Origin of the sequence: Tunturiibacter gelidiferens (assembly GCF_013410115.1) — a bacterium.
Classification (GTDB): Bacteria; Acidobacteriota; Terriglobia; order Terriglobales; family Acidobacteriaceae; genus Edaphobacter; species Edaphobacter gelidiferens.
Map to the genome: position 1 here is coordinate 1 of NZ_JACCCV010000001.1, position 15,092 is coordinate 15,092.

Annotated in this window: 1 protein-coding gene; it reads left to right on the top strand. The window is 63.3% G+C overall.

All coding sequences use genetic code 11. The features are described from left to right. A partial coding sequence (locus HDF12_RS00005; RefSeq protein WP_179580186.1) for an Ig-like domain repeat protein occupies nucleotides 1-15,073 on the top strand: 15,073 nt, incomplete at its 5' end. Nucleotides 15,074-15,092: the final 19 nt, after the last annotated feature.

The following is a 15,092-nucleotide window of genomic DNA, read 5'->3' on the forward strand; positions in this document are numbered from 1 at the left end:
TGGCACCGACACCCTCTCCGTCACCTTCACCCCCACCGACACCACCAACTACACCACCGCCACCAAGACCGTCCAGATCGTCGTCAATCAGGCAGCCCCCGTCATCACCTGGAACACTCCAGCCCCGATCACCTTCGGCACGGCGCTTTCGAACACCCAGCTGGATGCGAGCTCCTCCGTACCCGGCACCCTGACTTATACGCCAGCCGCGGGCACAATCCCGGCGGTCGGTACCGACACTCTGTCGGTCACCTTCACCCCAACTGACACCGCCAACTATTCCAGCGCCACCAAGACCGTACAGCTTGTCGTCAATAAGGCCACACCCGTCATCACCTGGCCCACACCCGCAAGCATCGTCTACGGCACCGCACTCTCCAACACTCAACTCGATGCCACGGCCTCGGTCGCAGGTACGTTTACCTACACCCCCGCCATCGGCGCGATCCCAGCCGCCGGCACCGATACCCTCTCGGTCACCTTCACCCCCACCGATACAACCGACTACACCACCGCTACCCAGACCGTCTCACTCACCGTAACCCAGGCCGCTCCGACCATTACCTGGCCGACGCCGGCGAGCATCACCTACGGAACAGTCCTCTCCAACACGCAGCTCAACGCGTCTGCCTCGGTCCCCGGCAATCTCGTCTACACTCCGGCAGCCGGCACCACCCCAGCAGCAGGTACCGACACCCTCTCCGTCACCTTCACCCCAACTGACACCGCCAACTACTCCTCCGTCACCAAAACCGTTCAGCTCGTCGTCTCCCAGGCCGCGCCCGTCATCACGTGGGCCACACCCGCAGCCATTACCTACGGCACGGTCCTTTCCAACACGCAGCTCAACGCGTCTGCCTCGGTCCCCGGCAATCTCGTCTACACTCCGGTCGCCGGCACCACTCCAGCAGCAGGAACCGACACACTCTCCGTCACCTTCACCCCCACCGACACCACCAACTACACCACCGCCACCAAGACCGTCCAGATCGTCGTCACCCAGGCTTCACCTGTCATCACCTGGGCCAACCCAGCCAGCATCACCTACGGAACAGCACTCTCCGCCATCCAACTCGATGCCACCGCCTCCGTTGCCGGCTCTTTCGTCTATACCCCCGCCGCGGGTTCCATTCCCAACGCAGGCATCGACACCCTCTCGGTCACCTTCACCCCAACCGACACCACCAACTACTCCACCGCCACCAAAACCGTGCAGATTACGGTCACTCAGGTTGGCTCAACCATCACCTGGTCGAATCCCGCCAGCATCGTCTACGGCACAACCCTCTCCAACACGCAGCTCAACGCAACTACTTCTGTCCCCGGTAGTTTCGTCTACACTCCCGCGGCCGGCACCACCCCTGCAGCCGGAACCGATAGCCTCTCGGTCACCTTCACCCCAACCGACACCACCAACTACACCAGCGCCACCAAAACGGTACAGATCGTCGTCACCCAGGCAACCCCGGTCATCACCTGGGCCAACCCCGCCAGCATCACATACGGCACTGCCCTCTCGGCAACCCAGCTGAACGCAACCGCCTCAGTCACGGGCAACTTGGTCTACACCCCGGCCATCGGCAACATCCCCGCCGCAGGAACCGACACCCTCTCGGTCACCTTCACTCCAACCGACACCACCAACTATTCCAGTGTCACCAAGACCGTTCAGATCGTTGTCAGTCAGGCTTCATCCACTCTCAGCTGGGCAACACCGGCGAGTATCGTCTACGGAACCGCCCTCTCGAACACCCAACTCGACGCCACCTCCACTGTCCCCGGAACCTTCACCTACACCCCCGCCGCAGGATCTATCCCTGCGGTCGGCACAGACTCTCTCTCGGTCACCTTCACCCCGACCGACACCACTAGCTACTCCACCGCAACAAAGACCGTTCAGATCGTAGTCACCCAGGCCTCACCAGTCATCACCTGGGCCAACCCAGCCAGCATCATTTACGGCACCGCACTCTCCGCAACCCAGCTCAACGCAACCGCATCGGTCCCCGGCACCTTCACTTACACCCCGGCCATCGGCAACGTTCCCGCCGTCGGCACCGACACCCTCTCCGTAACCTTCACCCCCACCGACACCGCCAGCTACACCACCGCAACCAAGACCGTTCAGATCGTCGTCACCCAAGCCTCGTCCAGCATCACCTGGGTCAACCCAGCCAGTATCGTCTACGGCACCGCTCTCTCCGCAACGCAGCTAGACGCCACCGCATCGGTCCCCGGCACCTTAACCTACACTCCAGCTGCTGGAAGTATTCCCGCCGTAGGCACCGACACCCTCTCCGTCACCTTCACTCCAACTGACACCACCAGCTACTCGAGCGCCACCAAGACCGTTCAGATCGTCGTCACCCAGGCCACGCCGACCATCACATGGGCCACCCCCGCCAGCATCACCTATGGAACCGCACTCTCCGCAACGCAACTGAACGCAACCGCATCAGTCCCCGGCACCTTCGTCTACACTCCCGCCATCGGCAACGTTCCCGCCGCAGGAACTGATACCCTCTCAGTTACATTTACCCCCACCGACACCACCGGCTACACCACCGCCACCAAGACCGTCCAGATAGTCGTCACCCAAGCCACATCCACAATCACCTGGGCCAACCCCGCCAGCATCACCTACGGCACCGCACTCTCCACCACCCAACTCAACGCAACCGCCTCGGTGCCAGGCTCCTTCACTTACACTCCCGCCGCAGGCAACATTCCCGCCGTCGGCACCGACACCCTCTCGGTCACCTTCACCCCAACCGACACCACCAGCTACTCCACCGCAACCAAAACCGTTCAGCTCGTCGTCACCCAGGCCACGCCAACCATCACCTGGGCTAATCCAACTGCCATCACCTACGGCACTCCCCTCTCCAATACGCAACTCGACGCAACCGCCTCGGTCCCAGGCACCTTTACCTACTCCCCTGCAGTAGGCAACGTGCCCGCCGCCGGAACCGATACCCTCTCGGCCACCTTCACCCCAACCGACACCACCAGCTACACCACCGCCACCAAGACCGTTCAGATCGTCGTCAACCCGGCCTCCTCCACCATCACCTGGGCGAACCCAGCCAGCATCGTTTACGGAACCGCACTCTCCGCCACGCAGCTCAACGCAACGGCCTCCGTCCCAGGCAGCTTTGCCTACACCCCGGCCGCTGGCTCTATCCCGGCCGTCGGTACCGACACCCTCTCCGTTACCTTCACCCCGACCGACACCGCCAGCTACACCACCGCTACCAAGACCGTCCAGATCGTCGTCACCCAGGCCTCACCGGTCATCACCTGGGCGAACCCAGCCAGCATCACCTACGGCACCGCTCTCTCCGCAACCCAGCTCAACGCAACCGCCTCCGTCCCAGGCAGCTTCACCTACACTCCTGCATCCGGCAGTATCCCCGCCGCAGGAACCGACACTCTCTCCGTCACCTTCACCCCCACCGATACCACCAGCTACACCACCGCCACCAAGACCGTTCAGATCGTCGTCAGCGCAGCGTCCTCCACCCTGAGCTGGGCCACTCCCGCCAGCATTGTCTATGGAACCGCCCTCTCCACCACGCAACTCGACGCAACCTCCACCGTTCCCGGAAGCTTCGTCTACGCCCCAGCGACAGGCAGCATTCCCGCCGCCGGTACCGACACCCTCTCGGTCACCTTCACCCCAACCGACACAACCAGCCACACCACGGCAACCAAGACCGTTCAACTCGTCGTCACCCAGGCCGCACCGATCATCACCTGGGCTAACCCAGCGAGCATCGTCTACGGCACCGCTCTCTCCGCGACCCAACTCAACGCCACCGCCTCGGTCCCAGGCTCCTTCGCTTACACGCCCGCAGCTGGCACCATCCCCGCCGCGGGAACTGATACTCTTTCGGTTACATTTACCCCAACCGACACCACCAACTACTCCAGCGTCACGAAAACGGTCTCGTTGACCGTCACTCAGGGCGCGCCCGTCATCACCTGGGCGAACCCAGCCAGCATCACCTACGGAACAGCGCTCTCCGCGACCCAGCTCAACGCCACCGCATCCGTCGTTGGTTCGTTCGCCTACACCCCGGCAGTCGGCAATATCCCCGCAGCGGGCACCGACACCCTCTCAGTCACTTTCACCCCCATCGACACCACCAACTACTCCAGCGCCACCAAGACCGTCCAGATCGTAGTCACCCAGGCTGGCCCAGTCATTACCTGGGCTACTCCGGCCAGCATCATCTACGGCACCGCACTCTCCGCCACCCAGCTCGACGCGACCGCCTCCGTCCCCGGCACTCTCGTCTACACCCCAGCCGTCGGCAACATCCCCGCAGCCGGAACCGACACCCTGTCCGTCACCTTCACCCCAACCGACGCCACCAACTACTCCACCGCAACCGCCACCGTGCAGCTCACAGTAACCCAGGCCGCTCCGACCATCACCTGGGCTACTCCAGCGAGCATCACCTACGGGACGGCACTCTCAGCCACTCAGCTCGACGCGACCTCTTCCGTCGCCGGTACCTTCGTCTACACCCCTGCAGTCGGTAATGTCCCCGCTGTTGGTACGGACACGCTCTCCGTAACCTTCACACCCACCGACACCACCAGCTACACCACCGCAACCAAGACAGTTCAGATCGTCGTCACCCAGGCAACACCCACCATCACCTGGCCGACCCCAGCCAGCATCACCTACGGCTCAACCCTCTCCAGCACGCAACTGAACGCTTCATCGCCCGTCGCAGGCACCTTCGTGTATACCCCCGCGGCTGGAACCACCCCGGCTGCCGGAACCGACACACTCTCGGTCACCTTCACCCCAACCGACACCACCAGCTACACCACCGCAACCAAGACCGTCCAAATCGTCGTCACTCAGGCCACACCCACCATCACCTGGCCGACCCCGGCGCCGATCAGCTACGGAACCACTCTCTCCGCTACGCAGCTCGATGCAACCGCCTCAGTCCCCGGTAGCTTTGTCTACACCCCGGCCGCAGGCACCACTCCGGCCACCGGAACCGATACCCTCTCAGTCACCTTCACCCCAACCGACACCGCCAGCTACACCACGGTGACCAAGACCGTTCAACTCACCGTCAATCCGGCAACCTCGGGCATCACCTGGAACACCCCGGCACCCATCACATACGGCACGACACTCTCCGCCATTCAGCTCGACGCGACTTCTTCTGTCCCCGGCACTCTCGTCTACACTCCCGCCGCAGGCACCACTCCGGCCACCGGCACCGACACTCTCTCGGTCACCTTCACCCCCACCGACACCACCAACAACTCCAGCGCCACCAAAACCGTACAGCTCGTCGTCAACTCGGCCACACCCGTCATCACCTGGAACGCTCCGGCCAGCATCACCTACGGCACCGTGCTCTCCGCAACGCAACTCAACGCCACCGCTTCGGTCGGAGGCACCTTCACCTACACCCCCGCCGCCGGAACCACTCCTGCCGCGGGCACCGACACTCTCTCGGTCACCTTCACCCCCACCGACACTACCGACTACACCACCGTTACCAAGACCGTTGACATCACCGTCACTCAGGCAACACCAACCATCACGTGGGCCACTCCAGCCGGCATCACCTATGGAACCGCTCTCTCAGCAACGCAGCTGAACGCAACCGCCTCGGTCCCAGGCAACCTGGTTTACACGCCCGCAATCGGCAACGTCCCCGCCGCAGGAACTGATACCCTTTCGGTAACATTTACCCCGACCGACACCGCCAGCTACTCCACCGTCACCAAGACCGTTCAGATCGTCGTCAACCAGGCCTCCTCCACCATCACCTGGGCGAACCCGGCCAGCATCGTCTACGGCACCGTTCTCTCCGCGACACAGCTGAATGCAACCGCTTCGGTCCCTGGCAACCTCGTATATACCCCGGCCGCTGGAACCACTCCTGCAGTAGGCACGGACACGCTTTCGGTGACCTTCACCCCCACCGACACCACCGACTACTCCTCCGCAACCAAGACCGTCCAGATCGTCGTCACGCAGGCCACACCCGTCATCACCTGGGCCACCCCTGCCAGCATCACCTACGGCACCGCCCTCTCTGCGACTCAGCTTGATGCAACCGCCTCCGTCCCCGGCACTCTCGTCTACACCCCAGCCGTCGGCAACATCCCCGCAGCCGGAACCGACACCCTCTCGGTCACCTTCACCCCAACTGACACCACCAGCTACTCCAGCGTCACCAAGACCGTCCAGATCGTCGTCACCCAGGCCTCCTCCACTCTCAGCTGGGCAACTCCTGCCAGCATCGTCTACGGAACCGCCCTCTCCAACACGCAGCTCGACGCAACCTCCACCGTCCCCGGCTCCTTCGCCTACACCCCGGCCGCAGGATCTATCCCCGCCGTCGGCACCGACACCCTCTCGGTCACCTTCACCCCCACCGACACCACCAGCTACTCCACCGCAACCAAAACAGTCCAGATCGTTGTCACCCAGGCCACGCCAACCATCACCTGGGCCAATCCCGCCGCCATAACCTACGGCACCGCCCTCTCCGCAACTCAACTCGACGCAACCGCTTCGGCCCCCGGCACCTTCGCCTATACCCCGACAGTCGGCAACATCCCTGCCGCTGGCACCGACACCCTATCGGTCACCTTCACCCCAACCGATACCACCAGCTACTCCACCGTCACCAAGACCGTTCAGATCGTCGTCAACCCGGCCTCCTCCACCATCACCTGGGCGAACCCAGCCAGCATCGTCTACGGAACCGCCCTCTCCGCCACGCAGCTCAACGCAACCGCCTCGGTCCCGGGCTCCTTCGCCTACAGCCCCGCTGCAGGCTCTGTGCCCGCCGTAGGCACCGACACCCTCTCCGTCACCTTCACCCCGACTGACTCGACCGACTACACCACCGCAACCAAGACCGTTCAGATCGTCGTCACCCAGGCCACGCCCAGCATCACCTGGCCAACTCCGGCCAGCATCACCTACGGCACAGCCCTTTCCGCCACGCAACTCAACGCCACCGCCTCGGTCCCCGGCACTCTCGTCTACACTCCCGCCATTGGCAACATCCCAGCCGCCGGTACCGACACCCTCTCGGTCACCTTCACTCCCACTGACACCACCAGCTACACCAGCGTCACCAAGACGGTCCAGATCGTCGTCACCCAGGCCTCCTCCACTCTCAGCTGGTCTGATCCAGCCAGCATCACCTACGGCACCGCACTCTCAGCAACTCAACTCGACGCAACCTCTACCGTCCCCGGATCCTTCACCTACACTCCTGCCGCAGGCAGCATCCCGGCCGTCGGCACCGACACCCTCTCGGTCACCTTCACCCCAACCGACACCACCAGCTACTCCACCGCCACTAAGACGGTTCAACTCGTCGTCACCCAGGCCACACCCACCATCACCTGGGCGACGCCAGCAAGCATCGTATACGGCACCGCACTCTCCGCCACACAGCTCAACGCAACCGCATCCGTCCCCGGCTCCTTCACCTACACCCCGGCCTCCGGCACCACTCCCGCAGTCGGAACCGACACCCTCTCGGTCACCTTCACCCCGACTGACACCACCAGCTACACCACCGCAACCAAGACCGTTCAGATCGTCGTCACGCAGGCCACTCCCACCATCACCTGGGCGACGCCAGCAAGCATCGTCTACGGCACCGCACTCTCCGCAACTCAGCTCAACGCAACCGCATCCGTCCCCGGCTCCTTCACCTACACACCCGCCGCTGGCAACATCCCCGCCGTCGGCACCGACTCGCTGTCAGTCACCTTCACCCCAACCGACACCACCAGCTACTCCAGCGCCACCAAGACCGTCCAAATCGTCGTCACCCAAGCCACACCCGTCATCACCTGGGCCAACCCAGCCAGCATCACCTACGGCACCACGCTCTCCGCCGCACAGCTTGACGCAACCGCCTCGGTCCTCGGCACCTTCGTCTACACTCCCGCAATCGGCAACATACCCGCCGCAGGCACCGACACCCTCTCCGTCACCTTCACCCCGACTGACACCGCCAGCTACTCCACCGCAACCAAAACAGTCCAGATCGTCGTCACCCAAGCCTCCTCCACCCTCAGCTGGGCGACTCCTGCAAGCATCACCTACGGCACCGCGCTCTCCGCAACTCAGCTCGACGCCACCTCCACCGTCCCCGGTTCCTTCGTCTACACCCCGGCCGCTGGCAATGTACCCGCCGCCGGCACCGACACCCTCTCGGTCACCTTCACCCCCACCGACACCACCAGCTACTCCACCGCTACCAAGACAGTCCAGATCGTCGTCACCCAGGCCACACCCACCATCACCTGGGCGACGCCAGCAAGCATCGTCTACGGCACCGCACTCTCCGCCACACAGCTCAACGCAACCGCATCCGTCCCCGGCAACCTGGTCTATACTCCGGCGATCGGAAACATCCCCGCCGCCGGTACGGACACCCTCTCGGTCACCTTCACCCCGACTGACACTACCAACTACTCCACCGTCACCAAGACCGTCCAGATCATCGTCACTCAAGGCGCTCCCACCATCACCTGGGCCAACCCCGCCGGCATCACCTACGGCACCGCCCTCTCTGCGACTCAACTCAACGCCACCGCTTCTGTCCCCGGCTCCTTCACCTACACCCCAACCTCGGGCACCACTCCTGCCGTCGGCACCGACACCCTCTCAGTTACCTTCACCCCAACCGACACCACCAACTACTCCACCGCTACCAAAACCGTCCAAATCGTCGTCACTCAAGCCACACCCACCATCACCTGGACGAACCCAGCCAGCATCACCTACGGCACCACCCTCTCCGCGACGCAACTCAACGCCACCGCCTCGGTCCCCGGCTCCTTCACCTATACCCCAGCCTCGGGCACCACTCCCGCCGTCGGAAGCGACACCCTCTCAGTAACCTTCACCCCGACTGACACCACCAGCTACTCCACCGCAACCAAAACAGTCCAGATCGTCGTCACCCAGGCTTCCTCCACCCTCAGCTGGGCAACTCCCGCCAGCATCGTCTACGGAACCACACTCTCCGCCACCCAGCTCAACGCAACCTCTACTGTCCCCGGCACCTTCACCTACACCCCAGCCGCAGGCGCTGTTCCCGCTGTGGGCACTGACACCCTCTCGGTTACCTTCACCCCCACCGACACCACCAGCTACTCCACCGCAACCACGACGGTTCAGATCGTCGTCACCCAGGCCACACCTGTTGTCACCTGGGCCAACCCAGCCAGCATCATCTACGGCACCGCACTCTCTGCAACCCAACTCAACGCCACCGCCTCCGTCGCTGGTTCCTTCACCTACACTCCCGCCGCAGGCAACACTCCCGCAGTCGGCACCGACACGCTCTCGGTCACCTTCACCCCAACCGACACCACCAGCTACACCTCCGCAACCAAAACCGTCCAGATCGTCGTCACTCAGGCCGCGTCCACCATCACCTGGGCAACCCCCGCCAGCATCACCTACGGAACCGCGCTCTCGGCGACTCAACTCAACGCAACCGCCTCGGTCCCCGGTAGCTTCACCTACACCCCGGCTGCAGGCGCAGTTCCCGCAGTCGGCACCGACACGCTCTCGGTCACCTTCACCCCCACTGACACCACCAGCTATACCGGCGCCACCAAAACCGTCCAGCTCGTCGTCACCCAGGCAACCCCGGTCATTACGTGGGCCAACCCTGCTGGCATCACCTACGGCACAGCACTCTCCACAACCCAGCTCGACGCAACCGCCTCTGTCCCCGGCAACTTCACCTACACCCCGGCGATCGGAAACATTCCCGCAGCCGGCACCGACACCCTCTCGGTCACCTTCACTCCCACCGACACCACCAGCTACTCCCCCGTCACCAAGACCGTTCAGATCGTCGTTACCCAGGCGTCCTCCAACCTTACCTGGGCAACTCCTGCCAGCATCACCTACGGCACCGCGCTCTCCGCAACCCAGCTCGACGCCAGCTCCACCGTTCCCGGTTCCTTCGTCTACACCCCCGCCGCTGGCAACGTACCCGCCGCGGGTACCGACACCCTCTCGGTCACCTTCACCCCCACTGACACCACCAGCTACTCCACCGCAACCAAGACCGTTCAGATCGTAGTCACCCAGGCCTCACCAGTCATCACCTGGGCCAACCCAGCCAGCATCATTTACGGCACCGCACTCTCCGCAACCCAGCTCAACGCCACCGCCTCCGTCGCTGGTTCCTTCGCCTACGCTCCCGCCATCGGCAATATCCCTGCCGCAGGCACCGACACCCTCTCGGTCACCTTCACCCCAACCGACACGACCAGCTACTCCACCGTCACCAAGACCGTCCAGATCGTCGTCAACCCGGCCTCCTCCACCATCACCTGGGCCAACCCAGCAAGCATTACCTACGGAACAGCTCTCTCCGCCACTCAGCTCAACGCAACCGCATCGGTCCCCGGTAGCTTCACCTACACCCCGGCTGCGGGCAACATCCCAGCCGCTGGCACCGACACCCTCTCGGTCACCTTCACCCCAACCGACACCACCAGCTACACCACCGCCACCAAGACCGTTCAGATCGTCGTCACCCAAGCCACACCCACCATCACCTGGGCCAACCCCGCCAGCATCACCTACGGAACCGCGCTCTCGGCAACCCAGCTCAACGCAACCGCATCGGTCCCAGGCAACCTGGTTTACACGCCCGCCGTCGGCAACATCCCCGCCGCAGGAACTGACACCCTCTCGGTCACCTTCACCCCAACCGACACCACCAGCTACTCCACCGTCACCAAAACCGTTCAGATCACAGTCACCCAGGCCTCCTCGAATCTCAGCTGGGCGACTCCGGCCAGCATCACTTACGGAACCGCCCTCTCTGCGACCCAACTCGACGCAACCTCTACGGTTCCCGGAACCTTCGTCTATACCCCGGCAGTTGGCAATATCCCCGCTGCAGGAACCGACACCCTCTCGGTCACCTTCACTCCAACCGACACGACCAGCTACTCCACCGCCTCCAAGACCGTTCAAATCGTAGTCACCCAGGCCACCCCGGTCATCACCTGGGCCACTCCAGCAGGCATCACCTACGGCACAGCGCTCTCCGCAACCCAGCTCAACGCAACCGCATCGGTCCCCGGCAACCTGGTCTACACCCCGGCGACCGGAAACATCCCCGCTGCAGGAACTGACACCCTTTCGGTTACATTTACGCCGACCGATACCACCAACTACTCCACCGTCACTAAAACCGTCTCACTCACCGTCACCCAGGGCACCCCGACCATCACCTGGACCAACCCCGCCAGCATCACCTACGGCACAGCTCTCTCCGCCACCCAGCTCAACGCAACCGCCTCCGTCCCCGGCAATCTGGTCTACACTCCGGCGATCGGAAACGTCCCCGCTTCCGGAACTGATACTCTTTCGGTTACATTTACCCCAACTGACACAGCCAACTACTCCTCCGCATCCAAGACCGTCCAGATCGTCGTCACCCAGGCCACACCGGTGATCACCTGGGCCAACCCAGCCGGCATCACCTACGGCACTGCTCTCTCCGCTACACAGCTAAACGCAACCGCCTCGGTAGCCGGCACCTTCACGTACACCCCGGCAGCTGGCAACATCCTTGCTTCCGGAACTGATACTCTCTCGGTTACATTTACCCCAACCGACGCCGTCAACTACACCACCGCAACAAAGAGTGTTCAGATCGTGGTCACTCAGGCGTCTTCGAACCTCAGCTGGGCCACTCCGGCCAGCATCACCTACGGAACCGCCCTCTCTGCCACCCAACTCGACGCAACCGCCTCCGTCGCTGGAACCTTTGTCTACACTCCTGCAGCTGGCAACATTCCCGCCGCTGGAACCGACACCCTCTCCGTTACCTTCACTCCGAACGACACCACCAACTACTCCGCGGCGACAAAGACCGTTCAGCTCGTCGTCACCCAGGCAACCCCCGTTATCACCTGGGCTAATCCCGCCGGCATCACCTACGGAACGGCACTCTCCGCAACCCAGCTCAACGCAACCGCCTCCGTCCCCGGCAATCTCATCTACACCCCGGCGATCGGCAACATTCCTGCGGCAGGAACCGATACCCTTTCGGTCACCTTCACCCCCACTGACATCACCAACTACTCCTCCGTCACCAAGACCGTCTCGCTGACCGTCAGCCAGGCCGCCCCCACCATCACCTGGACTAACCCAGCCAGCATCACCTACGGCACCGCACTCTCTGCCGTCCAACTCAACGCAACCGCCTCCGTCCCCGGTTCCTTCATCTACACTCCCCCCGCTGGCAGCACACCAGCCGCCGGCACCGACACTCTCTCGGTCACCTTCACCCCCACCGACTCATCCAACTACACCACCGCAACCAAGACCGTACAGATCGTCGTCACACAAGCCACTCCGGTGATCACCTGGGCTAACCCAGCCAGCATCACCTACGGCACAACTCTCTCCAACATCCAACTCGACGCCTCCACTCCCGTCGCTGGTAACTTCACCTACACGCCTGCCGCTGGCAGCACACCCCTCGCCGGCACCGATACGCTCTCGGTCGTATTCACCCCGACTGACTCCTCCAACTACACCACCGCAACCAAGACCGTACAGATCGTCGTCACCCAGGCCACTCCCGTCATCACCTGGGCCACTCCCGCTGCAATCACCTACGGCACCGCACTCTCCGCGACCCAACTCGACGCCACCGCATCCGTTCAGGGATCCTTCGTCTACAACCCGATTGCTGGAACGGTCCTGACCGCCGGCACCGACACCCTCTCGGTCACCTTCACCCCAACCGACACCGCCAACTACACCACCGTCACCAAAACAATCTCGCTCACCGTAAACCAGGCCACTCCAACCGTCACCTGGGCCGCCCCGGTCAGCATCACCTATGGCACAGCTCTCTCCGCCACCCAACTCGATGCAACCGCCTCGGTCCCCGGCTCCTTCGCCTACACTCCAGCAGCTGGCAGCGTTCCGACCGCAGGCACTGACACCCTCTCAGTCACCTTCACCCCGAGCGACACCACCAACTACGCCACCGTCACCAAGACGGTTCAGCTCACCGTCAACCAGGCCACACCAACCATCACCTGGACCAACCCTGCAACCATCACCTACGGCACTGCGCTCTCCAGCACACAACTGAACGCAACCGCCTCGGTCCCCGGCTCCTTCACCTACTCCCCGGCAGCGGGCGGCATCATCACCGCAGGCACTGACACCCTCTCGGTCACCTTCACCCCAACCGACACCACGGACTACACCACCGCCTCCGCCTCGGTTCAGATCATCGTCAATCAGGCCACTCCAACCATCGCGTGGACAAATCCGGCGCCCATCACCTACGGCACCGCGCTCTCTAACGCCCAGCTCAACGCCACCCCGTCGGTCCCCGGAGTACTCACCTACTCCCCGGCAGCGGGCGCCATCCTCACCGCCGGAACCGATACCCTCTCGGTCTCCTTTGTCCCAACCGACACCACCGACTACACCTCGGCCACCAAGACCGTCCAGATCGTCGTCAACCAGGCCACTCCCGTCATCTCATGGCCGACCCCATCCCTCATCGTCTACGGCACCGCGCTCTCTAACGCCCAGCTCGACGCCACCTCTTCCGTCCCCGGCAAGCTCGTCTACACTCCGGCAGCCGGCAGCATCCCACCCGCCGGAACCGACACCCTCTCGGTCACCTTCACCCCCACCGACACCACCGACTACACCTCGACCACCCGGACCACGCAGCTCACCGTCAGCCAGTACACCCCCATCATCACCTGGGCCACGCCGGCATCAATCGTGTACGGAACCCCGCTAAGCACCACCCAGCTGAACGCCGCCGTCTATCAACCCAACAGCACCAACCCGATCCCCGGCACCTACGTCTATAGCCCGGCAATTGGAACCAACCTCATGGTCGGCAACCAGCCCCTGTCCGTCACCTTCACCCCAACTGACACCTCCGACTACACCACCGCCACCAAGACCATCTCCCTCGTCGTCACCCAGGCCGGCCTCACCATCGAAGCCGACAGCTTCACCCGCCTCTACGGCACGCAGAACCCAGCCTTCACTGGCACCGTTACCGGCCAGCAGGATGGAGACACCTTCGTAGAGACCTTCTCCAACTCCGCGACGATCCAGTCCAACCCCGGTCAGTATCCGATCATCCCGTCGGTCAACGGAGCCAACCTCTCCGACTACACCCAGACCATCCAGGCCGGAAACCTCTCCATCACCAAGGCGCCAGCCCTCACCACGCTGAGCCTCAGCACCACCGCCATCCACTACGCCCTGCCCGTAACCTTCACCGCCAACGTCGCCTCCACCACCACCGGAACACCCACCGGAACCGTAATCTTCTTCGATAACGGCAACCCGCTCAACACCGCTACCCTCTCGAGCGGCGTCGCCACCTTCTCCACCACGTCCCTCTCCGTAGGCGTCCACACCATCACCGCCGTATACAGCGGAGACCTCGACTTCAGTTCCAGCACCGCCTCCGCCGCATCCGGAGCGAACACCATCACCATCGCGCCTCTCGACTTCACCATCGTCCTCACCAGCGCCCAGACCGTCGAAGGCACCTACGGCAGCACCCGTCTGTATACCTTCCACGTCTCTCCCGTCGGCGGATACTACCCCGGAACCATCAATCTCGCCGCCAGCCCGACCGGCCCCATCCTCGCCACCTATACCTTCTCGCCGTCAACCATCGCCCAGTTCGCCGGCCCAACCGACATCACCCTCACCGTCGCAACCCGCAAACTCGCCTCACTCGACTCCCCGCAGGATCGCTCGCGCCGCCTCTCTCACATCGCGCTTGGTCTCTTCCTCCTGCCTCTCCTCGGCCTCCGCTACTCGCGTCGTTCCAGCCGCAAACTCACACGCCTCATCATCCACTCGCTCCTCATCCTGTCCTCTCTCGGAGCCATCGGAACCATCACCGGTTGCGGCGCAGGTTACTTCGACCGCACCTACCCCATAGTTGTTACAGCCAACAGCAACGGAATCCAGCACACTGTGAACGTCGACTACCACATCGACCAGTCCCCACAGTAAAAATTGCAAGCTTCAAGAG